The sequence below is a fragment of the Streptomyces sp. DSM 41931 genome, from assembly GCF_050271085.1.
In the GTDB taxonomy this organism is placed as follows: Bacteria; Actinomycetota; Actinomycetes; order Streptomycetales; family Streptomycetaceae; genus Streptomyces; species Streptomyces albogriseolus.
This window is the reverse complement of sequence record NZ_CP189902.1, coordinates 3,742,001-3,763,160: the sequence shown is the minus strand read 5'-3', so window position 1 is coordinate 3,763,160 and position 21,160 is coordinate 3,742,001. Positions and strand designations below refer to the sequence as shown.

Here is a 21,160-nt window from a genome sequence, read left to right as displayed (position 1 = left end):
CCCCCGTCGTCCGGCCCCGTCCCACGGGTCCAACGCGCGGTGGTCCCGAGATCGTTCCGCGGGGCGCAGCGGCGCCCGGCCTGCCCTCATCCGGCCCCCAGCGGCGGGGCCGCTCTGCCGCCGGCGTCCAGATAGGCCTGCGGCGGCCTCAGACGCTGGCCCGGCTGGCCGGCCTTCTCGTACTTCAGCAGCTTCTTCGCCTTCTCCGGGTCCGTCTCGCCCTCGCCGTAGGCCGGGCAGAGCGGGGCGATCGGGCAGGCGCCGCAGGCGGGCTTGCGGGCGTGGCAGATGCGGCGGCCGTGCCAGATGACGTGGTGCGACAGGTCCGTCCAGTCGCTCTTCGGGAACAGCGCGCCGACCGCCGCCTCGATCTTGTCCGGGTCGGTCTCGTCGGTCCACTTCCAGCGGCGCACCAGGCGCTGGAAGTGGGTGTCGACGGTGATGCCGGGGCGGCCGAAGGCGTTGCCGAGCACGACGAACGCGGTCTTGCGGCCCACGCCGGGCAGCTTGACCAGGTCCTCCAGCCGGCCTGGCACCTCGCCGCCGAACTGCTCCACCAGCGCCTTCGACAGCCCGATGACCGACTTGGTCTTGGCGCGGAAGAAGCCGGTGGGTCGGAGGATCTCCTCCACCTCCTCCGGGTTGGCGGCCGCCAGGTCCTCGGGCGTGGGGTACTTCGCGAACAGCGCGGGGGTCGTCTGATTGACGCGCAGGTCGGTGGTCTGGGCCGACAGCACGGTGGCGACGACGAGTTGGAAGGGGTTCTCGAAGTCCAGCTCGGGGTGGGCGTACGGGTAGACCTCGGCGAGCTCGCGGTTGATACGGCGGGCTCGCCGCACCAGTGCGGTACGGGACTCGCCCTGCGGGTGCGCGGCCACCGTCTTCGCCGGGGCGGCCGGCACGGAGGCGGTCGCCTTCTTGGGGGCGACGACCTGCTTCCTGGGGGCGGGGGCCTTCTTCAGCGGGGCGGAGGACGCCTTCTTGGCGGGAGGGGCCTTCTTGGCGGGCGCCTTCTTGGCCGCAGGCTTCGTGGCGCCAAGCGTCTTCTCGGCCGCCGCCTTCTTGGCCGCGGCGGGCTTCCGGGCGGCCGCCTTCTTGGAAGGGGCGGCCTTTTTCGCGGCGGAGGCGGAGGCGCCCGTCCCGGCGGCAGCCGTCCTCGCGGCTCCCGCCGTCTTCCTACCGCCATCGGAGCCCTGTTCGCCCACAGCGGAATCGCGTTCTGCACTCACCCGCGCAGCCCCCTCGGCCTGTGCTCTCACCGGCGATTTGGACACCCGGCCAGCCTACGACCCGGCACGGACATCCGCCCCGGCCCCAGAAGATCGGCGTCCAATTGGACCCCTGCCGCATACCCCGGCCGACCTGTGCGGCATCCTTGTGACAGATCACACTGTTTGGACGGTCCGGCAAAATGGGAACCACGGTCCCCTGGCACGCAGGGGAACCAAGATCCCCTGAGCAGGTCGAAGAGGAGAGAACTCGTGGACGACGTTCTGCGGCGGAACCCGCTTTTCGCGGCGCTCGATGACGAGCAGGCCGCGGAGCTTCGCGCCTCCATGAGTGAGGTGACCCTGGCACGGGGCGACTCACTGTTCCACGAGGGAGACCCGGGCGACCGCCTCTACGTGGTCACCGAGGGCAAGGTGAAGCTGCACCGCACCTCCCCCGACGGCCGCGAGAACATGCTGGCCGTGGTCGGCCCCGGCGAGCTGATCGGCGAGCTGTCCCTCTTCGACCCGGGTCCCCGCACCGCGACCGCCACGGCGCTCACCGAGGTGAAGCTCCTGGGCCTGGGCCACGGCGATCTGACGCCCTGGCTGAGCGCCCGTCCCGAGGTGGCCACGGCGCTGCTGCGCGCCGTCGCCCGCCGGCTGCGCAAGACCAACGACGCCATGTCCGACCTGGTCTTCTCCGATGTCCCGGGCCGTGTCGCGCGCGCCCTGCTGGACCTCTCCCGCCGCTTCGGCGTGCAGTCGGAGGAGGGCATCCACGTGGTGCACGACCTCACGCAGGAGGAGCTGGCCCAGCTCGTCGGCGCGTCCCGCGAGACGGTCAACAAGGCCCTGGCGGACTTCGCCCAGCGCGGCTGGCTGCGTCTGGAGGCCCGCGCGGTGATCCTGCTCGACGTGGAGCGGCTCGCCAAGCGTTCCCGCTGACACGGCACCCCGACTTCTCCGCGCCCCCACGGCCGCCGGCCGTGGGGGCGCGGACGTGTCGTCAGAGGATCCCGTGCTCCTTCAGATACTCCAGCTGGGCCCGCACGGAGAGTTCCGCGGCCGGCCACAGGGCGCGGTCGACGTCCGCGTAGACGTGGGCGACGACCTCGGAGGGGGTGCGGTGGCCGTTCTCGACGGCCGTCTCCACCTGGGCGAGCCGGTGGGCGCGGTGCGCGAGGTAGTACTCGACGGCGCCCTGGGCGTCGTCCAGCACCGGCCCGTGTCCCGGCAGGACCGTGTGGACGCCGTCGTCGACGGTGAGGGACCTGAGCCGCCGCAGGGTGTCCAGGTAGTCGCCGAGGCGGCCGTCGGGGTGGGCCACGACGGTCGTGCCGCGCCCCAGCACGGTGTCGCCGGTGAGCACCGCCTGGTCCGCCGGCAGATGGAAGCACAGGGAGTCGGCGGTGTGCCCGGGGGCCGGTACGACGCGCAGCTCCAGGCCGCCGACGGTGACGACGTCCCCGGCGGCCAGCCCTTCGTCGCCGAGGCGCAGTGCCGGGTCCAGGGCGCGCACCTTCGTGCCGGTCAGCTCCGCGAACCGGGCGGCGCCCTCGGCGTGGTCGGGGTGACCGTGCGTCAGCAGGGTGAGGGCGACCCGCTTGCCGGCCTGCTCCGCGGTGGAGACGACGTGCCGCAGATGCCCGTCGTCCAGCGGCCCCGGGTCGACGACGACGGCGAGGCCGGAGTCCGGCTCGGACAGGATCCAGGTGTTCGTGCCGTCGAGCGTCATCACCGAGGGGTTCGGGGCGAGCACGTTGACGGCCCGCGCGGTCGCGGGGCCGGAGAGGACCCCGCCGCGCGGCCGGCCGGGAAGGGCGGTGGCGTCCGTCATGCGGGGGCTCCCCCGGTCGGGATGTGCTTGGTGAACTCGTCGTGCCCGGGCCAGGAGAGGACGATCTCGCCGTCCACCAGGCGCGCGGAGGCCAGCACCGGCGTGAGGTCCCGCGCGGGCGCCGCGCCGAGCGCCTCCGCGGCCGTGCCGTACGCGGTGAGCTGGCGCAGGGTCGCGATCGTCGGGGGCATCATCAGCAGCTCGCCCCGGTCGTAGCCGCCGGCCGCCTCGCGCGGGGTGATCCACACGGTGCGGTCGGCCTCCGTGGAGGCGTTGCGGGTGCGCTGGCCCTCGGGAAGGGCGGCGACGAAGAACCAGGTGTCGTAGCGGCGCTGCTCGAACTCGGGGGTGATCCAGCGCGTCCAGGCGCCCAGCAGGTCGGAGCGCATCACCAGGCCGCGCCGGTCCAGGAACTCCGCGAAGGACAGCTCGCGCGCGACGAGCGCGGCGCGGTCCGCCTCCCAGTCCGCGCCGGTGGTGTCGCCGACGACCGCGTCCGGGGCGGGGCCGGCGAGCAGCACGCCGGCCTCCTCGTACGTCTCCCGGACGGCCGCGCAGACGATCGCCTGGGCGCCCGCGCGGTCCACGCCGAGCCGGTCGGCCCACCAGTCGAGCGAGGGCCCGGCCCAGCGGACGTGCCGGTCGTCGTCACGCGGGTCGACGCCGCCGCCGGGGTAGGCGTACGCGCCGCCCGCGAACGCCATGGACGTACGGCGGCGCAGCATGTGCACGGCGGGCCCGGCGCCGGTGTCCTTGAGGAGCATGACGGTGGCCGCCCGTTTCGGCGTGACGGGTGTCAGCTCACCGCTCGCCAGCGCTCTGATCCGCCCCGGCCACTCCGGCGGGTACCACTGCCCGCCAGCCTGCGCATTCGCCATGGCCGGAGGCTATCCCGAGACGCCCAGATGTTCGAGTGCCCTTCGAGGCGGACGGGGTGGGGGACGCCTTCCCGGCCCGGTGCGGCGGAGGGGCGGCCGGGACCGTCACCCGTCACCCGTGCGGCCGGGTGACGGGACACGCCGCGCCCCGGCGGGCACAGGGCCGGCCGGGGCGCCGCAGGGCGGTCGTGGGGGCTTCCCCCGGGGAGCGTCCCCCGGAGGACGGCGGGGACGCCGCCCGGAGGGCTATGCCTCCGTGAGTTCCACCTGCATCTCGACCTCGACCGGCGCGTCCAGCGGCAGGACCGCCACGCCGACCGCACTGCGGGCGTGCACGCCCTTGTCACCGAGTACCTCGCCCAGGAGTTCGCTGGCGCCGTTGACGACGGCCGGCTGGCCGGTGAAGTCCGCGGCGGAGGCGACGAAGCCGACGACCTTCACCACGCGCGCGACGCGGTCCAGGTCACCGGCGACGGACTTGACCGCGGCGAGCGCGTTCAGCGCGCAGGTGCGGGCCAGGTCCTTGGCCTCCTCGGGGGTGACCTCCGCGCCGACCTTGCCGGTCACCGGCAGCTTGCCGTCCACCATCGGCAGCTGGCCGGAGGTGAACACGTACCGGCCGGAGACGACGGCGGGCTGGTACGAGGCGAGCGGCGGGACGACCTCGGGCAGGCTCAGGCCCAGCTCGGCCAGCCTGGACTCGACGACGCCGCTCATGCCTGCTTCTCGCGCTTCAGGTAGGCCACCAGCTGCTCGGGGTTGTTCGGCCCGGGCACGACCTGGACGAGCTCCCAGCCGTCCTCGCCCCAGGTGTCCAGAATCTGCTTCGTCGCGTGAACGAGCAGCGGCACAGTCGCGTATTCCCACTTGGTCATGCGGCCGACTCTAGCCGCTGCTACGCCCGCCGCCCGCGTCGCCGTCACCCCTGCCCGGGACGGCACACGGGGGCGGGAACATCCCCCGGAGCCGCCGCCACGCGCGGTGAGCATTTAGGCTCGAAGACGTGAGCAGGCTCCAGGTCGTGAGTGGCAAGGGCGGAACCGGCAAGACCACGGTGGCCGCCGCTCTGGCGCTGGCCCTGGCCGACGAGGGGAAGCGGACGCTTCTCGTCGAGGTCGAGGGCCGGCAGGGCATCGCGCAGCTCTTCGAGACGCAGGCGCTGCCGTACGAGGAGCGGAAGATCGCCGTCGCTCCCGGGGGCGGGGAGGTGTACGCCCTCGCCATCGACCCCGAACTGGCGCTTCTGGACTACCTCCAGATGTTCTACAAGCTCGGCAGCGCCGGCCGGGCCCTGCGCAAGCTCGGCGCGATCGACTTCGCCACCACCATCGCGCCCGGTGTGCGGGACGTGCTGCTCACCGGCAAGGCGTGCGAGGCGGTGCGGCGCAAGGACCGCGGCGGACGGTTCGTCTACGACTACGTCGTGATGGACGCCCCGCCGACCGGCCGCATCACCCGCTTCCTCAACGTCAACGACGAGGTGGCCGGGCTCGCCAAGATCGGCCCGATACACAATCAGGCGCAGGCCGTCATGCGCGTCCTGAAGTCGCCGGAGACGGCCGTGCACCTGGTCACCCTGCTGGAGGAGATGCCGGTCCAGGAGACCGCGGACGGCATCGCGGAGCTGCGCGCGGCCCGGCTGCCGGTGGGGCGGGTCATCGTGAACATGGTGCGGCCGCAGGTGCTGGACGCCGCCGACCTGGAACTCGTCGGAAGCGTCCCCCGTTCCGCCGTCGCCCGCTCGCTGTCCTCCACCGGGCTCGGCGGCGCGCGGCGCGGCGGACACGCGGAGCGGCTGGTGGAGCCGCTGCTCGCGCAGGCGGAGGAGTACGCCGAGCGGTACGCGCTGGAGACCGAGCAGCGTGCCGTGCTGGCGGAGCTGGGCGTGCCGCTGCACGAACTCCCGCTGATGGCGGAGGGAATGGACCTGGCCGGGCTGTACGCGCTGGCGCGGAATCTGCGCGGACAGGGCGTGTCATGACCGGCCGGGTCCCTTCCTCCGGCGGCCACCCGCGCCACCGCCACCGCCACCGCCGTACCGGTCCCGTCACGAGTCCGATCCACCGGAAGCACCGGAAGCAGGGGATGTCATGAGCCGTCGTCCGGAACCGGCGCAGGACCAGGACCCGGTCCGTGAGCACCTCTCGCCCGCCCGCGCGCTCGAGATCGACCCGCTGATCGAGGACCCGGCCACCCGGATCGTGGTGTGCTGCGGCTCCGGCGGCGTCGGCAAGACGACCACGGCCGCGGCGCTGGGCCTGCGGGCGGCGGAGCGGGGCCGCAAGGTGGTGGTCCTCACCATCGACCCGGCGCGCCGGCTCGCCCAGTCCATGGGCATCGACACCCTGGACAACACCCCGCGCCGGGTGAAGGGCATCGACGACTCCGCGGGCGGCGAACTGCACGCGATGATGCTCGACATGAAGCGCACCTTCGACGAGATCGTCGAGGCGCACGCGGACCCCGAGCGGGCCGCCGCGATCCTAGGCAACCCCTTCTACCAGTCGCTCTCCGCGGGCTTCGCCGGCACGCAGGAGTACATGGCGATGGAGAAGCTGGGGCAGCTGCGGTCGCGGGACGAGTGGGACCTGATCGTGGTCGACACTCCGCCGTCGCGTTCCGCGCTGGACTTCCTGGACGCGCCCAAGCGGCTGGGCTCCTTCCTCGACGGCAAGCTGATCCGGGTGCTGCTGGCCCCGGCCAAGGTGGGCGGCCGTGCGGGGATGAAGTTCCTGAACGTCGGGATGTCGATGATGACCGGCGCGCTCGGCAAGGTGCTCGGCGGTCAGCTGCTGCGGGACGTGCAGACGTTCGTGGCGGCGATGGACTCCATGTTCGGCGGGTTCCGGACGCGCGCGGACGCCACGTACAAGCTGCTCCAGGCTCCGGGGACGGCGTTCCTGGTGGTCGCCGCGCCCGAGCGGGACGCGCTGCGGGAGGCCGCGTACTTCGTGGAACGGCTGGCCGCGGAGGACATGCCGCTCGCGGGCCTGGTGCTGAACCGGGTGCACGGCAGCGGGGCCGGCCGGCTGTCGGCGGAGCGGGCGCTGGCCGCCGCGGAAAATCTTGAGGAGTCCCGCATTGTGGATCAGCCGGACGGGAAAGCTGGTCTTCGTAACTCTCCCGACACGTACGGCAGTTCAGAATCACCCGCGCGTAACGTCACCGACGGAGGCTCCCCCGCCACCGAGGACGCCGGCGACGCGGCTCCCGAGGACGAACCGACCACGGCGGACGGCGGACGCTCCGTCGAGCGTCTCACCGCCGGTCTGCTGAGGCTGCACGCCGAGCGGATGCAGCTGCTCGAGCGCGAGCGGCGGACGCGTGACCGCTTCACGGCGCTGCACCCCGAGGTGGCGATGGCCGAGGTGGCCGCCCTGCCCGGCGACGTCCACGACCTCGCGGGATTGCGCGACATCGGCGAGCGGCTGGCCGCCGGGCGCGCGGAGCTGTCGGGTACGCCCTGAGGGGCGTCCCCTGCGCGGGCACACCTGGGTGACTTTCCGCGCGCCGGTCGGCGGCCCGGCTCACGCTGAGCGTGCCGGCGCGCGTTCAGGTCGTGTCCGCGCTCGCAGGTGCGACCGTGGACAACCCCCGCGACCGGGGCCTGCGCGCACGCGCGGGCAGCCGCACCCGCGCCCCCGGGCACGACGAGGCACCTCGGGCCCGTCCGGGACGTCGCGGCCCCGCGTTCGACGCCCCGCAGGTGTCTGCACACCCTGCCCACCGCCGAAGGCAACCCGCGTGAGCCCGGTCACGTGACCGGGCACGCCGAGGACCCCCCGAGAGCCCTCACCGGGAGCTCTCAGCTCACCGCGGCGAAGTCCTCGTAGACCTGGTCGTCGTTGAGCGGCACGACCCCCGTGCCGCGCTCGTACTCCGAGCGCGCGGTCTCCAGCAGTCGGCGCCAGGAGGTCACGGTGGGCCGCCGGCGCAGCAGCGCACGGCGCTCACGCTCCGTCATGCCTCCCCACACGCCGAACTCGACGCGGTTGTCCAGCGCGTCGGCCAGGCACTCCGTGCGCACCGGGCAGCCGGTGCACACCGCCTTGGCCCTGTTCTGCGCTGCTCCTTGTACGAACAGTTCATCCGGATCGGTAGTGCGGCAGGCAGCCTGCGCACTCCAGTCGGTAACCCAGCCCATACCGGCGCCGTCCTCTCCCGAATCGAGGCTCCCCCACGGCGGCAGCGGCATATTCACCGCCGCCAGTTGAGGACGTTACGGAAGGTGGGCACAGCGCAACACCCCCAGCGGGCCCAATCTTGAATGGTCCGAACGGACTATGGGTAAGCGGCAGATCACCCGGGGGAGTGAGGGGGCGACATGCGTGACGAACAGGGCGTTTCGGGTCAGTTCAGTTGCGCCACAACGGGCACCGCGTGACACACGCGGCGATCCGGACACGGTCTCCACGCTCCTCGACCGAACTCGTATGAAGAAAGTCGAGAAGATCCGGAACGATTCGGGGTCGCCGGACGTATTGATACGTGGCCTCACTGCTGTGACAGTTGAGTGCAGCTTAGGCCAAGGCATATACGCTTGTCCGGCGAATGAGAACGTAGGCTGCTCCCATGCCAAAGAAGCGCTCGGGCGGTGGTCTGTCTCCCACGCAGCAGGCCGCCAAGTTCCTCGGTGTCAGTGTCCTGGCCGGTGCCGTCATGGCCGGCATCGCACTGCCCGCCGTGGGCGCGCTGGGCCTGGCGGCCAAGGGGTCGGTGGAGAGCTTCGACGAGCTCCCCGCCAACCTGAAGACGCCGCCGCTGAGCCAGCGCACCACCATCCTCGACGCCGACGGCGGCCTGATCGCCACCGTCTACTCGCGCGACCGCACGGTGGTGGACCTCAAGGACATCTCGCCGTACATGCAGAAGGCGATCGTCGCGATCGAGGACTCGCGCTTCTACGAGCACGGGGCGATCGACCTGAAGGGCGTGCTGCGCGCGCTCAACAAGAACGCCCGCAGCGGTGAGGTCTCCGAGGGCGCCTCGACGCTCACCCAGCAGTACGTGAAGAACGTCTTCGTCGAGGAGGCGGGCGACGACCCGACGAAGGTCGCGCAGGCCACCCAGCAGACCATCGGCCGCAAGATCGCTGAGCTGAAGTACGCGATCCAGGTCGAGGAGGAACTGGGCAAGAAGAAGATCCTCGAGAACTATCTGAACATCACCTTCTTCGGCCAGCAGGCCTACGGCGTCGAGGCCGCGTCCCGGCGTTACTTCTCCAAGTCGGCCAAGGACCTCAACCTCCAGGAGGCCGCGCTCCTCGCCGGCATCGTCCAGTCGCCGAGCCGCTACGACCCGGTCAACGACGAGGCCGAGGCGAAGAAGCGGCGCAACGTCGTCCTGCAGCGGATGGCCGAGGTCGGCGACGTCTCCCCCGAGGAGGCCGCCGAGGCGATGCGCTCCCCGCTGGGCCTGAAGGTCAGCCAGCCGAAGAACGGCTGCATCACGGCGTCCAAGGGCGCGGGCTTCTTCTGCAAGTACGTGGAGAAGGTCTTCCTCAACGACCCGGTCTTCGGCAAGACCCGCGAGGAGCGGGCGAAGGTCTGGAACCAGGGCGGCCTGACCATCCGCACGACGCTGGAGCCGCAGGCCCAGGAGTCGGTGCAGGAGTCGCTCAAGGACCACGTCTACGAGTCGGACAAGGTCGCCGCCGCGTCCACGCTGGTCGAGCCGGGCACCGGCAAGATCGTCGCGATGGGCCAGTCGAAGCCGTACGGCTACGGCAAGAACGAGACGGAGATCAACTTCTCCGTGGACTCCGCCTGGGGCGGCTCCAACTTCGGCTTCCCGACCGGTTCGACGTTCAAGCCGTTCGTGGCCGCCGCCGCCCTGGAGGAGGGCCGGCCGCCGACGCAGACGTACTCCGCCCCGTACGAGATGCCGTACCCGGCCACCGTGCGCGGCTGCGAGAAGCCGTGGGTGAACGACGGCGACTACAAGCTGGAGAACGAGAACGAGACCGAGGTCGGGCCGTACGCGCTGAAGGAGGCGATGGCCAAGTCGGTCAACACCTACTTCGTGCAGATGATCGAGGACATCGGGATGTGCCCGGTGGTGACCATGACCGACAAGCTCGGCGTGGTCCAGGGCAACGGGGACAAGATCCCCGAGGTGCCGTCCTCCATGACGCTCGGCTCCACCGGTCTTTCGCCCCTCACCATGGCCAGCGCCTACGCGGCCTTCGCCTCCCGGGGCATGTACTGCACGCCGGTCGCCATCGAGTCGATCACCCAGAAGACGGGTGACCGGTCGAAGTCCCTGCCGGTCCCGAAGTCCACGTGCTCGCGTGCCATGAGCGAGCAGACCGCGGACACGGTGAACGAGCTGCTCAGGGGAGTGATCGACTCCGGTACCGGTCAGCAGGCGGGCCTCGGCGACGGCCGCGACAACGCCGGTAAGACGGGTACGACGGACGAGCGCAGGAACGCCTGGTTCGTCGGCTACACGCCGAACATGTCGGGCGCCGTGTGGGTGGGCAGCGCCAGCCAGAAGGTGAAGATGCGGGACATCACCATCGGCGGCCAGTACCACGAGCTGGTCTTCGGCGGCGCCGTCCCCGGCCCCATCTGGCGCGACGCGATGACCGGCGCGCTGGAGGGCAAGGAGGCCCCGACATTCAACCGGGTGAACATCCCGGACCCGAAGAAGCCCGAGGACCGCGACCGTGACCGGGACCGCGACGACGGCGGCAACGGTGACGAGGGCTTCATCGGCGGCCTGATCAACGGCGGCAACGGCAACGGCAACGGGGGCGGTGACGGCGGCAACGGCGGCGAGCCCGACCCCGGCTTCAGCATCCCCGAGGGATTCATCCAGGGCCCGGGCAACGGCCCGGGCGGGCGCGACTGACGGCGGTCGTCCGAGAACGACGGTCGTCCGGCGACGGAGTGCGGCCCCTTCCCCGGGTGGGGAAGGGGCCGCACTCCGTCGTGGCCGTACGCCGTCGTGGCCGTACGCCGTCCCGGCCGTGTGCCTCGGTGGGCCTGCCGGTCCCGCTCAGCCCGCCAGCAGCTTTTTCACGGCGGCGGCCACCCGGCCGCCCTCCGCCTGACCGGCCACCTTCGGGTTCACGATCTTCATGACGGCGCCCATGGCGCGCGGACCCTCGGCGCCGGCGGCGCGGGCCTCCTCGACGGCCTGGGCGACGATCGCGTTCAGCTCGTCGTCGGACAGCTGCTTGGGCAGGTACGTGGCGAGCACCTCGCCCTCCGCCTTCTCCCGCTCGGCCTGCTCGGCGCGGCCGCCCTGCGCGAAGGCGTCCGCCGCCTCACGGCGCTTCTTCGCCTCGCGGGCGATCACCTTCTGCACCTCGTCGTCGGAGAGGACGCGCTTCTCCTTGCCCGCGACCTCCTCCTTGGTGATCGCGGCGAGCGTCAGCCGGAGCGTCGAGGAGCGGAGCTCGTCGCGCTCCTTGATCGCGGCGTTGAGGTCATCCTGCAGCTTCGACTTGAGCGTGGTCATGACTTGATTGTCGCAGGTGCGGGGCCGGCGGCGCCTGCTGATTTGCAGGGGCCGCCGGCGATCCGCAGGGGTGACCCCCCGAGGGGCGTACGGAGGAACCGTCAGGGTCTGACACGATGGGCGCATGCGCGCGCGATACCGAATCCCCTTGGGAATCACGGCGGCCGGCGCCGCCGGACTGCTGTACGCCGCGGGCTTCGAGGCCCGCTCCTTCCGCCTCCGACGGGTGACCGTCCCCGTCCTCCCCTCCGGGATGCGCCCCCTGCGCGTGCTGCAGGTGTCCGACATCCACATGGTCGGCGGCCAGCGCAAGAAGCAGCGCTGGCTGCGCTCCCTGGCCGGGCTGCGCCCCGACTTCGTGATCAACACGGGCGACAACCTGTCCGACCCCGAGGGCGTCCCCGAGGTCCTGGACGCGCTCGGCCCGCTGATGGAGTTCCCCGGCGCGTACGTCTTCGGCTCCAACGACTACTACGGCCCCCGGCTGCGCAACCCCGCCCGCTACCTGCTGGAGAAGGTGCAGGGGCGGCACGGCCTGAACGGCAACCCGCCGGTCGTCGACGCCGTCCACAACCCGTGGGAGGACCTGCGGGACGGCTTCGACTCGGCCGGCTGGCTCAACCTCACCAACACGCGGGGCACCCTGAAGATCGAGGGCACGTCGATCGAGCTGACGGGACTGGACGACCCGCACATCAAGCGGGACCGGTACGCGGAGGTGGCGGGCGGCCCGTCGACCGGGGCGGACTTCTCGATGGGCGTCGTGCACGCGCCGTACCTGCGCGCGCTGGACGCCTTCGCGGCCGACGGCTACCCGCTGATCCTCGCCGGCCACACGCACGGCGGCCAGCTGTGCATCCCGTTCTACGGCGCCCTGGTCACCAACTGCGACCTGGACACGGACCGCGTGAAGGGCCTGTCCACGCACACGGCGGAGGGCCGCAGGTCGTACCTGCACGTCTCGGCGGGCTGCGGCACGAGCCGCTACACACCGGTGCGGTTCGCGTGCCCGCCGGAGGCGACGCTGCTGACGCTGGTCGGCCGCTGAGGCGGGAGCAAGGGCAAGGGCGACGGGTCGGCGGGTAGGTGAGTCGACGGGTCGGCGGGTCGGCGGGTCGGCGGGTTATCTGATGTACGGATAACCCGACCGGCCCACGCCACATCGCCGCGCCCCGTCCCCCGTCCCACGCTGGGGACATGACCGCCCCGATACCCAGGGACATCCCGGACCTCCCCGCCCTCCCGCGGACGGCTCCGCAGCTGCTCCCCTCCGTCGTCCCCGCCCGAGCCGTCGTACCGCCGGTGCGCCGTCCGCTGACCGCGGTGTACCGGCTGGCCCTGGCCCTGCTGGCGACGGCGGCCGTGCTGACCGAGATCCTCCTCGGCAGCCCCACCCGGGTACTGAGCTACTTCGTGATCCAGAGCACGGCGCTGCTGGCCCTGGTCACCTTCGCCTCGGCCCGCCGCGCGTGGACCGCCCGCCATCCCCTGCCGGGCGCCGTCACGGGGGCGGCGCTCCTGTACGTGGTCGTCGCGGCCCTGGTCCACCACATCGCCCTGACGGACGCGTCACCGGCCTACGCCATGACGGCCGGAGCGAGCGGGGACGCCGCGTGGCTCGAGCCGGTGGCGGGGCACCTGCTGCACACGGTGCTGCCGGTCGCCGCGCTGCTGGACTGGCTGGTCCTGACACCGCCGGCCCGCATGCACCTGCGCCAGGCCACGACGTGGCTGCTGTACCCGCTGGCGTACCTGGCCTTCACGCTGACCCGGGGCGAGCTGCTCCCCGGCTCCGCCGCCCGCTATCTCTACCCGTTCCTCGACGTCGCCCGCCACGGCTACCGGAGCGTGCTCGCCAACGCGCTCCTCGTGGGGCTCGCGATCTACGCCGTGGCGGTCCTGCTGGTGGCCCTGGACCACACCCGCCCGAAAACCAGATTTCGTCTCTAGCCACCAGTGGGCTAAAGTAAACGTCGTCGCCGCGACAGCAGCGACACCGGGGTGTGGCGCAGCTTGGCAGCGCGCTTCGTTCGGGACGAAGAGGTCGTGGGTTCAAATCCCGCCACCCCGACAGCCGTAGCAGCAGGTAGACCACCGCGTAACGTTACGCGGTGGTCTTCTTGTTTCTGCCTGCGTGTCTATCTGCGTGACTATCGCTATCCGCGTGTCTACGGCCGTCGTTCCTGTGTGCCGAAGATGCCGTCCATAACCACGGCGCCGGTCTGGATCACGGGCCGGATCTGCTTCCTGTAGACCTCCTCGGTCACGGCCGTCCCGGAGTGCCCGACGAGCCGGGAGATCACTTCCAGCGGGACGCCGCGGTCGGACAGCAGGGACACGAAGCTGTGCCGGAGTTCCCGGGGCGTCCACTCGTCGGGGTTGATCCCGTCGATGCCCTTGAGCGCTTGCCGGAAGGCACGACGCACATTGGCCGCGTCCAGCGGCTTGCCCACGGCCGAGGAGAAGACGAGTCCGTGCTCCTCCCAATTGTCGCCGGCCGCCAACCGATCCCATCCCTGATCTTCGAATTGCTGCCACAGGGCTTCGACGCAGCGAGCCGGCAGCGCGAGCGTGCGCCGGGACTTTCGAGTCTTGGTGTCCCCGCCCCGCCGGACCGAGCGCCACACCGCGATGTGCGGAGGCTGCGGCGGATCGGCGTCCGGCTTGCCTTTGAGGAAGACGTGGTCCCAGGTGAGCGCCCGCAGTTCCTCGGTCCGGGCACCGGTCAGCAGGGCGACGACGATGTACGCGTACATCGAGGTCCCCTCGGCACCCTTCAGCACGGCCTCGGCCTGAGCGAACGTGAGCGCCTTGGAAGGGCGGCCGGCTTGCCCCTGGGGCACCGAGCACAGCTCGACGACATTGCGCTTCACCTTGTCCCGGGCCATGGCCCGCTTGACCGCGCGGTTGAGGCACGAGTGCATCGCCTGGAGAGTGCGCGTGCTGAGCGTTTTCGCCTTGGCAGCAAGCCAGCGGTCGACGTCCTCCGCGCTGAGGTCGCGGAGTTTGCGTGCGCCGAGTGACGGGATGACGTGCTTCTGGCTCAGCAGCGTCGTCGTCTCGACGGTGCGCGGGTCGAGGCCGGCCAGGCCGTAGGTGAGCCAGTCCGTCACCGCGTCCTTGACCGTGTAGTTGGAGGGCGCGATCGCGAGGCCATCCTCGTGGTCCCGCAACACCTCCTTGAGCTTGTTCTTCGCCTCCGTCTTGGTCTTGCCACTCCCCCGCTTGACGATCCGCTTGCCGCTCGGATCGAAGCCGAGGTTCGCCGTGGCGATCCACCGTTGCCGCTTCTCGTCCCAGTGCAGGCCGCCGTCACCACGGCTCCGACGCTTAGTCATCAGGCCGCACGCTCCATCTGCTCCGCAATGAAGTCGCCCAGAGCAGAGGCCGGGATACGCCGGCACCGGCCAATGGTGACCGAGGACAGCCGTCGCGTACGGATCAGGTCGTACACCGTGGACCGACCGAGCCTGAGGCGAGCCATCACCTCGGTGACAGTGAGCAGTTCGTCATCACGCATGGGTCGGTTCTCCTTCGGTTCCGGGGGCAGGCTGAAGTGATGCGGCGAGCCAGGCCTCACCGACGCTGAGGCCCGTGCCGGCGAAGACCCAGTGAGCGAGGACGAGAGTCGTTTCCTGGCCGGTGTCGACGGCCGGAACGGCTTGGGCGCGGCGCCATTCGGCGCGGGCGTCGCGGAGGGCGCCGAGGGTGGTGGAGTAGCGGCGGGACTTGGTGGAGAAGTGGCCGCGGAAGCCGAGCATGTGGGCCCAGGCCCGCAGGCGGAGGTCTGCCAGCTCGGTGCGTGCGCCCAGGGTCCAGGCGGTGCGGATCAGGCGCCGGGCGTGGTCGGTGATCCTCGCTTGTGCCAGCTCGGCGAGGAAACGGATCGGCCGGTCGAGGGTGCCGGTCGCCGTCTCGGCGCCTTTGGTGGCGTACTTGGCGACGTACGCCGCTACAGCCCGCTCGGTCAGGTCCTGCCCGTCGTTGAAGTCGGTGGACCGGATCGGACGGACGTCGAGCTGTCGGCCGAAGACGAAGGTGTGCGGCCGGCCGTCGACCTCCGGGCCGTCGACGCGGACGGCAGCAGTGGCGGCGCGGATGGCGTCGGTCAGCAGCTCGGCCGTCGCCCAGGCCGGGGGCGCGGTCTCACCGCCTTCCGGACCGTCGAGGCGGATGACCGCGTGAAAGTGGACGGCGCCCCGCTTCTGGTACTCGGCCACCTTGGCGAAGGAGACCCGGGCATGGTCGCAGAAGGCCCGCTGAGTGAGGCCGGCTCGCTTGGCGACCTCCCGGCGGAGGTAGATCGAGAAGCGTTGCCAGAGGGCCCCGGCATGCGCGTTCCACAGCACGGCCGCTTCGTAGTCGTACGTGTCCGGGTCGAGGGGCGCGCCCAGGGACGGATCCTGGTCGTCGTGGCGGAGGCCGCAACGGCAGGGGCGATCACCAGAGGGGCGGTTGTGGACCGGGCCGAAGCCGGGGGCGGTGAAGGTGGCGAAGACGCGCGGGTGGGTGGCGACCCGTTCGGGGGTGCCCTTGCCGCCGCGGAGTCCGGCGGTGATCAGGTGGTAGGTGTCGCGGCGGTAGGTCTCGGCGCAGGCCGCGCACCGAGTGGCGCGGCGGTTGTTGCATCGGACGAGGAGCTGACCGGCCGGGAGGGCGGAGGAGTCCAGGTGGTGCAGGACGCGGCCGATCTCGCCGGTCGTCCGGTCCACCGCGTATTCGGTGCGGTGACCGTCGAGGCGTACCGGGCGGGTGCAGCCGCCCAGGCCGGACAGTTGGCGGCCCAGCTCGGGCAGGGTGCCGAGGGAGGCCAGCATGGAGAGTTCCGCCAGCGGAGGCGGAGTCTGCCGGGTGATGATGGGAGTTCCTTTCGGCTGTCGTGACGGTTCGGAAGGGACGGCCCCGGGGCGGCGGGATGCTTGGCGGCTTGTTGCCGCCCCGGCGGCCGGTCAGCGCTTGTGTGCGCCGTTGACGAGCGAGCGCAGGACCACGGCGGCGATGGCCACGGACACAGCCGAGACGGCGACCGCCGCCAGGAGCGCGGTGAGCACGATCCCGACGACGACCACGGCGGCGACCGCGCCGGCACCGATGCCCACGTACGGAGCGATCGGACGACCGGCCGAGGGAGCCGGAGGTTGCATCTGCTGAAGCGTGACGGTGGTCGTCGGCGGAGTCGGAACGTCGGGCAGCTTGGGACGGAGCACGGCGGATCTCCTTGTCACTCGTGGGTGCCGTTGACGACGTCGACCCCGGAGGAGGTGCCGGATTCGATGGCGGGGGCGAGGAAGGTGTGTGAGAGCCAGAAGCCGAAGAGCGCGATCACGACGGCGACCCAGAGCCGGACGCCGAGGAACTTGATCGCGGCCCAGGCAATGACGCCCAGGACGAAGACGAGCGGCAGCGAGACGGTCACGGGAGCTCCTTCAGCGGATGGCGCAGCGGTGGGTACGGGCGGCCAGTTCGGCGGCGGCGCGGCTGTCGTAGTCCGTGGCGAAGCCACAGCGCGGAGCCGTGCAGGCGGCGGTGTGCTTCTCGCGGCCCCGGCCGTCGTAGTAGGTGGCGACCTGCACGGGGCCGATACGGACGACGCGGCGGAAGCGGCGGTTGGCGGTCATCAGGGGGTCTCCTTGAGGTCTTGGCCGGTGAAGTCGGTGACGTGCTCGGCCAGCCAGCGCAAGATCTCGTCGCCCTCGTAGCTGTCGGCGGCGAGGATCACGGGCTCGGCGATGAGCACGGCTTCGGTGAGGCGGTTCTGTCGGGTCAGCTCGGCGGCGCGCTTCAGCGCGCGGAGCGTGGACGGGCGCACGGGGGAAAGTCCTCCGGGTCAGGTCAGGTGGGTGGAGATGGCTTCGGCCAGGGGCAGCGGGACGCCGAGCCGGGCGCGAAGGGTCGAGGTGTCGATGGGCGTTCCGGTCCGGGCGCGGTGTTCGTCGGCGACCTTGCGCGCGAGCGTGACGAGCGCTGGCGGGACCGGGGGCGTGGAGGGCGGAGCCGGTTCCGGCTCCGCAGCGGGCAACTCAGGTGCAGGGTCAGGCGCTTCGGGCGCAATGGGTTCCGGGGCCGACTCGCGTTCCCTCGTCGGGGCGTCCGCGGTTGCTCCGTGGGCGAGCAGCGTCCCGCCGAGGAAGGCGATCGCGGGCCATCCGGCGACGAGGATGCGCAGCCAGTCCGGCACGTCGTCGAGGTCGAGGAGTCCGGCCGTGGCGACGTTGGCGCCGAGCGAGGCGGTCAGGGCGACGAGGAACCAGCACCACCCGGCCGTTTTCGCCTCACCGGAGCGCAGCCGCCGCCATGCCGCGACCAGCAGCAGGTCGACGGAGACCGGGTAGGCCCACGCCTTCCAGCCGTCCTGCCCGGCGGCCAGCGCCAGGTCGTGCAGGTGGGCGAAGGACAGCGCGGCGGCGATCAGCGCTTGGACGAGTACGGCGTCGATGCGGACGGACAGGGCACGCACGGCGCAGCTCCTTCCGGTTCCAGGCATGGAGGGGGTAGGGACGTGGCACGGGACGGCCGTGCCGGCCGTAGACGGGGTGCGCTTACTCGGTGACCGGGCGGGCCCTGGCTACGGGCCCGGACGCCTCTACCGGCATCGGCGGGACGTACGGCCGGAAGGGGTGGAGCGCAGGTACGTCGGGGGCGAGGTCCACCGTGGCGCGGCAGGTGGCCGCGGCGTCGGCGAGGGAGAGGTAGGGGGTGCGGATGCGGGACCAGCCGCCGGAGGTGTCGCCGACGACGGCCAGGCCGGGCAGCTCGGCGGCGATGGCACAGGCCGCGCCGACGGCTTCAGGGGCGATGTCGCCGAGTGCCATCTTCGCCGAGGCTTCGTCGTTCACGCGGTGGCAGACGCGGCCGGTGAGCTGGGCGCGGAGCATGGTCGCGCCCTTGCCCAGTTCGGAGCCGAAGCGCTGTCCGCAGACTTCGAGGTAGATGCCGGCGGCCCGGCCGAGTTGGGCAAGCCGGATGAGCTGGGTGACCATCTCGTCCCGCCGCTCCTCCTCCTTCCGCGTGGCGACGAGGAAGAGTTCGGCCACCTCGTCGATGAACAGCACAATCGGGGCCGGGCGTTCGCCCTCCGGAAGTCCCCAGACGTCCGAGGTGATCAGCTCTTCCGGAGTGCCGGGCGCGATGCCCTGCCGGGCCTTGATCAGGTCGTACCGGTCCTCCATTTCCTTCACGAGCGCGGGAAGCAGCCCGGCCGCCTGGTCCGGGTCGGTCGCCAGGGCGGAGAGCCGGGGTGCGAAGGGCGCCAGCTCGACCCCGCGCTTGCAGTCAATCCCGACCAGGGCCACCGGCTGAGCGGCGAGCCCGGTCAGCAGGTTCCGCAGGTACATGGACTTGCCCGAGAGCGTGGCCCCGAGCACCAGCTCATGCGGCACGGCCCGGTAGTCCCGCAGGAACGCGGTCGCGTCCTCCCGTAACGCCACCGGGATCCGAAGCGGGCCGCCGTCCAGCCGCCGGGGCATCCGCACCTTCCGCAGCACGTCGAAGCCGACGAGCCGCAGTTCGACGACGCCCGGCTTGACGTCCCGCACGTGGACGGCGTGAACGCCCCAGGCGTGCCGGAGGCGTTCGGCGGAGGCCGCCACGTCAGCCGGCTCCTGCCCCGGAGCCAACCGCAGCCGCATGCGCAGGCCGGTCGTGGTGGGACGGATGACACCCCGGCGAGGAGGCACCGGCCGGACCTCACGGCGGGTGGCCGCCCGGACGGCCAACGCCCGCCACCGGGACGGCTCGACGGTCAAACCGCAGGCGTCCATGGTCGAGGAGTACGAGGCCAGCAGCCGGACCACCGAGAGCGGCAGCCCGACCGTGGACCAGTACGCCGCCGGGTGGGCGTGCCGGGCGTAGGCGGCGCCGCCTATCGCAGCGAGCGAACCGCCCAGCTCGGCCCACGTCACCAGATCCGTCACGGCGGTCAGCCCGCCTGAGCCATCGAGAAGGCCCCCGGAGCGACGGCGGTCGCCCGGTAGGCGATGCCGTGCCGCTCCCGGCCGTTGAAGACGCTCTGCCAAGGCCGTGCCACCAGTCCCGGGAGCGAGACCGGAGCACCGACCGTCAGGCCCTCGGTCACGCCGCTCTCCGGGACGGTGACCTGGATCAGTGACGACTCGCCCTCGTCGATGTAGACGACGCCGACGGTCATCAGCGCCTCACCGGTCATCGCGTCCTTGGCGATCTCACCGGTCTGCCGGTCGCGCACCTTCGGCGCCGGAGCTTCGGTGAGCAGGATCGTGGCGGCCGAGGCGTCAATGCGGATCACACGCACAGGGATTGCTCCTTCTGAGAGTTGATCAACTCGCCGACCTGACAAGTTGACTTAGCAAGTTCGAAGCTAAGGATGCCAGGTTGACTTGTCAAGCTGCTATCGCGGGGCTTCACTCCCGGACGGGGCTCAGCTCAGGCGGTAGGTGTCTTCGAGTTCCTGCCGGTCAGCGGGCAGGAGCACGTCAGCGACCTGCAAGGACCGGCCGGAGGCGTCACAGGCGACGACCAGGACACTCAGCACGGGCATACCGTCCGGCAGACCCAGCAGTTCAGCTTCACTCGCTTCGGGCAACCGGGCCGACACACGCTCGACCACGTGGTCGAAGCGGACCTTCTTCCGCGTTTCGAGATGTTCGCGAACACTCCCACTCAGAGGCTCGTCGGTCCCCAGCTCAGTTCCCTCGACCAGGCCGGCGGGGAAGTACGACGAGACCAGCTCAACAGCTTCACCGTCCTCCTCGACCAGGAAGCGACGCATGAGGACTTCGGTCTTCTTCGGCAGGCCGAGCGCCGAGGCGACCCGAGCCGGGACAGGTACACGCCCGACTTCGATCAGCCGCCCCGCACCCTGCGTCTCATCGCGCTCCAGCGCCTCACGCCCCCGCCGGTCCTTCTGCTCGACGACTTCCGGTCGACCGCGGACGATCGTGCCGTACCCCTGCCGGGACTCGAGCCAGCCGTCCCGCTTCAGCAGCTCCAGCGCCCGGACGACGGTCGGGCGGGACATCCCGAAGGCCTGCACCAGCTGGTTCTCACTCGGTACGCGGGTGCCGGGCGCGTACGTGCCGTCCTCGATGCGCTGCTGAAGCGTCTGCGCGAGGCGCACGTACTTCGGTGGCTCCACTTCATACGCCATGAACGCCGCCTGTCGGGATTGGCCAAGTCAACTGGTCAACCAGCCTAGCGACACTTTCACAGTGACAGTAGGAGAGGTGAGCTATCCCGTCACACCGGCCAGGCATCAGCGACCACGAAGGAGACGACCGTTCCGCCGAGGTGGCTGGGCCCGGAGCGCCAGGAATCCGCGATGGAGTCGACCAGGAGCAGCCCCCGTCCGTGAGCGTCGTTCGCCTCCGGATGCCTCAGCCGCACGTTCGCCGGGAAGCCCGGGTTGTGCACGTCGACGCGGAGCGAGGTTCCCTCGCGGTACCACTCGACCCGCACCAACCACGGGTCATCCGACTTCCCATAGCAGATGGCGTTGGTCACCAGTTCCGAAATCATCAGCGTGCAGTCGTCGATCGAGCAGGCCGGGTTGTACGGGGCGATGAACTTCCGGAACCAGCGCCGCGCACGAGACACGGACTCAGGCTCCGGATGCAAGGTCATCGCTCCGAGCCGCGGCGAGTCCTCACAGGGGTGGCGGTCGATCGTGTAGGCCATGCGTGCTCACTCCTTGCCGCTGCCGTCGCAGTCGAGGCAGCGCCGCTTCGACGTGGCACGGTCGCGGTCGTTGGCCGTGGAGAGCACCAGCGCCGTTCGGGAGCCGACGCGCTTCCATC

General features: G+C 71.3%; 25 protein-coding genes and 1 tRNA gene. 7 read left to right on the top strand and 19 right to left on the bottom strand.

Annotated elements, in window-relative coordinates; genetic code table 11:
• Positions 1-86: 86 nt before the first annotated feature.
• Positions 87-1,229: an endonuclease III gene (gene nth / locus ACP7TJ_RS17535; protein WP_427763764.1), complete on the bottom strand. Its 1,143-nt coding sequence runs from the start codon at positions 1,227-1,229 to the stop codon at positions 87-89.
• Between the two features lie 252 nt (positions 1,230-1,481).
• Between nth and ACP7TJ_RS17530 the strand changes: the two genes are divergently transcribed.
• Positions 1,482-2,156 carry a Crp/Fnr family transcriptional regulator gene (locus tag ACP7TJ_RS17530; RefSeq protein WP_006132548.1) on the top strand — a complete coding sequence of 225 codons (675 nt, stop codon included), beginning with the start codon at positions 1,482-1,484 and terminating at the stop codon, positions 2,154-2,156.
• Positions 2,157-2,217: 61 nt separating this feature from the next.
• Here the strand turns inward: ACP7TJ_RS17530 and ACP7TJ_RS17525 are convergent, their stop codons facing one another.
• The 4 genes from ACP7TJ_RS17525 to ACP7TJ_RS17510 form a co-directional block, all read right to left on the bottom strand.
• Positions 2,218-3,048, bottom strand: a complete 831-nt coding sequence (locus tag ACP7TJ_RS17525; RefSeq protein WP_189911101.1) for an MBL fold metallo-hydrolase — start codon at positions 3,046-3,048, stop codon at positions 2,218-2,220.
• Entirely contained in the window at positions 3,045-3,926 is an 882-nt protein-coding gene (locus ACP7TJ_RS17520) for an NUDIX hydrolase (RefSeq protein WP_320586025.1), read from the bottom strand. The genes ACP7TJ_RS17525 and ACP7TJ_RS17520 overlap by 4 nt, the downstream gene beginning before the upstream one ends.
• A 246-nt stretch (positions 3,927-4,172) precedes the next feature.
• Complete coding sequence (locus tag ACP7TJ_RS17515; protein WP_048456988.1) at positions 4,173-4,643, bottom strand: RidA family protein; 471 nt, start codon at positions 4,641-4,643, stop codon at positions 4,173-4,175.
• Positions 4,640-4,801 carry a DUF4177 domain-containing protein gene (locus ACP7TJ_RS17510; protein ID WP_003975360.1) on the bottom strand — a complete coding sequence of 54 codons (162 nt, stop codon included), beginning with the start codon at positions 4,799-4,801 and terminating at the stop codon, positions 4,640-4,642. Before ACP7TJ_RS17510 ends, ACP7TJ_RS17515 begins: the two co-directional genes overlap by 4 nt.
• 128 nt (positions 4,802-4,929) lie before the next feature.
• On the opposite strand from ACP7TJ_RS17510, the gene ACP7TJ_RS17505 reads away from it, so the two are divergent.
• Complete coding sequence (locus tag ACP7TJ_RS17505) at positions 4,930-5,907, top strand: ArsA family ATPase (RefSeq protein ID WP_167741183.1); 978 nt, start codon at positions 4,930-4,932, stop codon at positions 5,905-5,907.
• 109 nt (positions 5,908-6,016) lie between these two features.
• Entirely contained in the window at positions 6,017-7,393 is a 1,377-nt protein-coding gene (locus tag ACP7TJ_RS17500) for an ArsA family ATPase (protein WP_193457723.1), read from the top strand.
• Between the two features lie 338 nt (positions 7,394-7,731).
• On the opposite strand, the gene ACP7TJ_RS17495 is transcribed toward ACP7TJ_RS17500, so the two are convergent.
• Positions 7,732-8,070, bottom strand: a complete 339-nt coding sequence (locus tag ACP7TJ_RS17495) for a WhiB family transcriptional regulator (protein WP_176710656.1) — start codon at positions 8,068-8,070, stop codon at positions 7,732-7,734.
• Positions 8,071-8,498: 428 nt separating this feature from the next.
• Here ACP7TJ_RS17495 and ACP7TJ_RS17490 point away from each other — a divergent pair, with 428 nt between their 5' ends.
• Positions 8,499-10,778, top strand: coding sequence for a transglycosylase domain-containing protein (locus ACP7TJ_RS17490; protein ID WP_367454228.1), 2,280 nt, complete (start codon positions 8,499-8,501; stop codon positions 10,776-10,778).
• A gap of 147 nt (positions 10,779-10,925) precedes the next feature.
• Here ACP7TJ_RS17490 and ACP7TJ_RS17485 read toward each other — a convergent pair whose 3' ends face one another.
• On the bottom strand, positions 10,926-11,390 hold the full coding sequence (locus ACP7TJ_RS17485; RefSeq protein ID WP_167741185.1) for a GatB/YqeY domain-containing protein: 465 nt from the start codon (positions 11,388-11,390) through the stop codon (positions 10,926-10,928).
• A 124-nt stretch (positions 11,391-11,514) separates the two neighbouring features.
• On the opposite strand from ACP7TJ_RS17485, the gene ACP7TJ_RS17480 reads away from it, so the two are divergent.
• The 3 genes from ACP7TJ_RS17480 to ACP7TJ_RS17470 all read left to right on the top strand — a co-directional run bounded on the left by ACP7TJ_RS17480 (position 11,515) and on the right by ACP7TJ_RS17470 (position 13,461).
• The gene (locus ACP7TJ_RS17480) at positions 11,515-12,438 is read left to right on the top strand and encodes a metallophosphoesterase (RefSeq protein ID WP_167741186.1); all 924 of its coding nucleotides are present in this window, start codon (positions 11,515-11,517) and stop codon (positions 12,436-12,438) included.
• Between the two features lie 149 nt (positions 12,439-12,587).
• On the top strand, positions 12,588-13,340 hold the full coding sequence (locus tag ACP7TJ_RS17475) for a Pr6Pr family membrane protein (RefSeq protein ID WP_266547896.1): 753 nt from the start codon (positions 12,588-12,590) through the stop codon (positions 13,338-13,340).
• Positions 13,341-13,387: 47 nt separating this feature from the next.
• A tRNA-Pro gene (locus tag ACP7TJ_RS17470) sits at positions 13,388-13,461 on the top strand.
• Positions 13,462-13,558: 97 nt separating this feature from the next.
• Here ACP7TJ_RS17470 and ACP7TJ_RS17465 read toward each other — a convergent pair.
• The 12 genes from ACP7TJ_RS17465 to ACP7TJ_RS17410 all read right to left on the bottom strand — a co-directional run bounded on the left by ACP7TJ_RS17465 (position 13,559) and on the right by ACP7TJ_RS17410 (position 21,041).
• Entirely contained in the window at positions 13,559-14,728 is a 1,170-nt protein-coding gene (locus ACP7TJ_RS17465) for a site-specific integrase (RefSeq protein WP_427763758.1), read from the bottom strand.
• Positions 14,728-14,910 carry a helix-turn-helix domain-containing protein gene (locus ACP7TJ_RS17460; RefSeq protein WP_019527058.1) on the bottom strand — a complete coding sequence of 61 codons (183 nt, stop codon included), beginning with the start codon at positions 14,908-14,910 and terminating at the stop codon, positions 14,728-14,730. The genes ACP7TJ_RS17465 and ACP7TJ_RS17460 overlap by 1 nt, the downstream gene beginning before the upstream one ends.
• Positions 14,903-16,207, bottom strand: a complete 1,305-nt coding sequence (locus tag ACP7TJ_RS17455) for a replication initiator (protein ID WP_427763756.1) — start codon at positions 16,205-16,207, stop codon at positions 14,903-14,905. Before ACP7TJ_RS17455 ends, ACP7TJ_RS17460 begins: the two co-directional genes overlap by 8 nt.
• Positions 16,208-16,339: 132 nt before the next feature.
• Entirely contained in the window at positions 16,340-16,597 is a 258-nt protein-coding gene (locus tag ACP7TJ_RS17450) for a hypothetical protein (protein ID WP_019527056.1), read from the bottom strand.
• Between the two features lie 14 nt (positions 16,598-16,611).
• Entirely contained in the window at positions 16,612-16,806 is a 195-nt protein-coding gene (locus ACP7TJ_RS17445; protein ID WP_019527055.1) for a hypothetical protein, read from the bottom strand.
• Positions 16,807-16,816: 10 nt separating this feature from the next.
• A complete protein-coding gene (locus ACP7TJ_RS17440) occupies positions 16,817-17,008 on the bottom strand; it encodes a mobile element transfer protein (RefSeq protein ID WP_019527054.1) in 192 nt (63 codons plus the stop codon).
• Positions 17,008-17,199, bottom strand: a complete 192-nt coding sequence (locus tag ACP7TJ_RS17435; protein ID WP_019527053.1) for a hypothetical protein — start codon at positions 17,197-17,199, stop codon at positions 17,008-17,010. Before ACP7TJ_RS17435 ends, ACP7TJ_RS17440 begins: the two co-directional genes overlap by 1 nt.
• 18 nt (positions 17,200-17,217) lie before the next feature.
• Positions 17,218-17,847, bottom strand: a complete 630-nt coding sequence (locus ACP7TJ_RS17430) for a DUF2637 domain-containing protein (protein ID WP_019527052.1) — start codon at positions 17,845-17,847, stop codon at positions 17,218-17,220.
• 82 nt (positions 17,848-17,929) lie between these two features.
• Positions 17,930-19,303: an FtsK/SpoIIIE domain-containing protein gene (locus tag ACP7TJ_RS17425; RefSeq protein WP_019527051.1), complete on the bottom strand. Its 1,374-nt coding sequence runs from the start codon at positions 19,301-19,303 to the stop codon at positions 17,930-17,932.
• Positions 19,304-19,308: 5 nt separating this feature from the next.
• Positions 19,309-19,659: a hypothetical protein gene (locus ACP7TJ_RS17420; protein WP_019527050.1), complete on the bottom strand. Its 351-nt coding sequence runs from the start codon at positions 19,657-19,659 to the stop codon at positions 19,309-19,311.
• Between the two features lie 126 nt (positions 19,660-19,785).
• A complete protein-coding gene (locus ACP7TJ_RS17415) occupies positions 19,786-20,514 on the bottom strand; it encodes a UTRA domain-containing protein (RefSeq protein WP_020700213.1) in 729 nt (242 codons plus the stop codon).
• An 89-nt stretch (positions 20,515-20,603) separates the two neighbouring features.
• Positions 20,604-21,041 (bottom strand): ATP-binding protein, encoded by a 438-nt coding sequence (locus ACP7TJ_RS17410; RefSeq protein WP_019527048.1) that lies wholly within the window; start codon positions 21,039-21,041, stop codon positions 20,604-20,606.
• Between the last annotated feature and the right edge of the window lie 119 nt (positions 21,042-21,160).

What these genes read in the sequence shown, in the direction of transcription:
- ACP7TJ_RS17525 (WP_189911101.1), bottom strand. Translation starts at nt 3,048, where the DNA reads ATGACGGACGCCACCGCCCTTCCCGGCCGGCCGCGCGGCGGGGTCCTC.
- ACP7TJ_RS17520 (WP_320586025.1), bottom strand. Translation starts at nt 3,926, where the DNA reads ATGGCGAATGCGCAGGCTGGCGGGCAGTGGTACCCGCCGGAGTGGCCG.
- ACP7TJ_RS17515 (WP_048456988.1), bottom strand. Translation starts at nt 4,643, where the DNA reads ATGAGCGGCGTCGTCGAGTCCAGGCTGGCCGAGCTGGGCCTGAGCCTG.
- ACP7TJ_RS17510 (WP_003975360.1), bottom strand. Translation starts at nt 4,801, where the DNA reads ATGACCAAGTGGGAATACGCGACTGTGCCGCTGCTCGTTCACGCGACG.
- ACP7TJ_RS17500 (WP_193457723.1), top strand. Translation starts at nt 6,017, where the DNA reads ATGAGCCGTCGTCCGGAACCGGCGCAGGACCAGGACCCGGTCCGTGAG.
- ACP7TJ_RS17495 (WP_176710656.1), bottom strand. Translation starts at nt 8,070, where the DNA reads ATGGGCTGGGTTACCGACTGGAGTGCGCAGGCTGCCTGCCGCACTACC.
- ACP7TJ_RS17490 (WP_367454228.1), top strand. Translation starts at nt 8,499, where the DNA reads ATGCCAAAGAAGCGCTCGGGCGGTGGTCTGTCTCCCACGCAGCAGGCC.
- ACP7TJ_RS17485 (WP_167741185.1), bottom strand. Translation starts at nt 11,390, where the DNA reads ATGACCACGCTCAAGTCGAAGCTGCAGGATGACCTCAACGCCGCGATC.
- ACP7TJ_RS17480 (WP_167741186.1), top strand. Translation starts at nt 11,515, where the DNA reads ATGCGCGCGCGATACCGAATCCCCTTGGGAATCACGGCGGCCGGCGCC.
- ACP7TJ_RS17475 (WP_266547896.1), top strand. Translation starts at nt 12,588, where the DNA reads ATGACCGCCCCGATACCCAGGGACATCCCGGACCTCCCCGCCCTCCCG.
- ACP7TJ_RS17465 (WP_427763758.1), bottom strand. Translation starts at nt 14,728, where the DNA reads ATGACTAAGCGTCGGAGCCGTGGTGACGGCGGCCTGCACTGGGACGAG.
- ACP7TJ_RS17460 (WP_019527058.1), bottom strand. Translation starts at nt 14,910, where the DNA reads ATGCGTGATGACGAACTGCTCACTGTCACCGAGGTGATGGCTCGCCTC.
- ACP7TJ_RS17455 (WP_427763756.1), bottom strand. Translation starts at nt 16,207, where the DNA reads ATGCTGGCCTCCCTCGGCACCCTGCCCGAGCTGGGCCGCCAACTGTCC.
- ACP7TJ_RS17440 (WP_019527054.1), bottom strand. Translation starts at nt 17,008, where the DNA reads ATGACCGCCAACCGCCGCTTCCGCCGCGTCGTCCGTATCGGCCCCGTG.
- ACP7TJ_RS17415 (WP_020700213.1), bottom strand. Translation starts at nt 20,514, where the DNA reads ATGGCGTATGAAGTGGAGCCACCGAAGTACGTGCGCCTCGCGCAGACG.
- ACP7TJ_RS17410 (WP_019527048.1), bottom strand. Translation starts at nt 21,041, where the DNA reads ATGGCCTACACGATCGACCGCCACCCCTGTGAGGACTCGCCGCGGCTC.